The sequence below is a fragment of the Devosia riboflavina genome, from assembly GCF_000743575.1.
Classification (GTDB): Bacteria; Pseudomonadota; Alphaproteobacteria; order Rhizobiales; family Devosiaceae; genus Devosia; species Devosia riboflavina.
Genome location: NZ_JQGC01000044.1, coordinates 1 through 678 on the forward strand (window position 1 = coordinate 1; position 678 = coordinate 678).

The window sequence follows — 678 nt, forward strand, 5'->3', positions numbered from 1 at the left end:
CAAGACCGCGTGGTGATCATTAGCCTTTTCGCCGACCGCCTCAGCCAGCGCTTTGTCGCCGGGTGCAAAGTAGGGGATGAGGGGCAGCCGCCCCACGCGCATGACGTAATAGGCCGTCAGCGGCGGCAACAGATTGCCCGGATCTAGGCCGTCAAGGATGGAAACGGCAACGGCGTGGGGCGAGTGAAGATGCACGACGACGTTGTCGCCCTGGCGGGCGCAATACATGCAGGTGTGGAGGAATGCTTCCTTGGTCGGCTTGTCACCCGAGATGAGCGTGCCTTGGGCATCCAGATGCGAGAGCGTGGCAGGATCGAGGCTCCCCAGGCTGGCATTGGTCGGCGTCATCAGCATGCTGCCGTCGGTCAGCTTGACGCTGATATTGCCCGTTGAGCCTGCGGTGAGGCCTCGGTCGAAAATGGATCTGCCCACGCGAACGATCTCGTCGCGAACCCGGGTCGCCTCGCTCAATACTGCCGTCATCGCAACAGATCCCAGGCCTTGATGAACATGTTGTCGGCGCCGAAATTGCCGGACTTGAGCGCTATGGCTATCGGCGTCTCACCGGCTTTCGAATACATCCATGGCACGCCCGGATCGATCTCCGGTCCAATATCGAGGCTTTCCAGCCCCAGCCCTGCAACCACTGCGCCGGACGTCTCGCCGCCGGCGATGATC

The 678-nt window shown here is 62.1% G+C and carries 2 protein-coding genes; both read right to left on the reverse strand.

Features of this window, described 5'->3' with window-relative positions:
- Positions 1 to 483: class II aldolase/adducin family protein (locus tag JP75_RS24395; protein WP_035087708.1), on the reverse strand; the 483-nt coding region annotated here is incomplete at its 3' end.
- Positions 480 to 678, reverse strand: a 199-nt coding sequence (locus JP75_RS24400) for a nucleotide-binding domain containing protein (protein WP_035087707.1), incomplete at its 5' end; no start/stop codon positions are given. The genes JP75_RS24400 and JP75_RS24395, both read right to left, overlap by 4 nt.